At 71.4% G+C, this 458-nt stretch carries 1 protein-coding gene; it reads right to left on the minus strand.

Going from position 1 to position 458, the window contains the following annotated elements; genetic code table 11:
• Positions 1 to 458, minus strand: a 458-nt coding sequence (locus H5J30_RS35790) for an ATP-grasp domain-containing protein (RefSeq protein WP_508471345.1), incomplete at both ends; no start/stop codon positions are given.

Genomic DNA, 458 nt, shown 5'->3' on the forward strand with positions numbered 1-458 from the left:
CGATGCCCGGCGGTGGTTGTCGACCAGGCAGTCCGCGCTGAACTCGACGCCGTGGAGGCGTTCTTGGATGGCTGCGGGTTCCAGCAGGGCGCACAGCATGCGGGCCTGTTCACGGGAGTGGCAGGCGATCGCGGCGAAGGCCGGGTGCCGGTGGCCGTTGGTGGACACGACCTCCACCTCGACGCCGTGGGGGAGGTCCGCGGTGCCCTGTGGCCGCCACCACCGCGGGGTGGGTACGTCGCGGTCGGCCAGGAGGGGGTAGAGGAGGTGGTGGTCGAGGCAGGCTTCGGCGGTGCGGGTGCTCGGCAGCCAGGTGCGTACGCCCATGCTCTGCAGTCGGCCGGCCAGGCGGCCGAGGAGCGGTAGTTCCTGCGCGGTGGTGGGGATCAGTGCGTGCGGCTGTTCGCGGCTGCACAGGCTCAGGAGTTCCTCGGTGTAGCGCTTCTTGTCGGCGGTGG

It is taken from the genome of Streptomyces phytophilus (assembly GCF_013870535.1).
GTDB classification, from domain to species: domain Bacteria; phylum Actinomycetota; class Actinomycetes; order Streptomycetales; family Streptomycetaceae; genus Streptomyces; species Streptomyces phytophilus.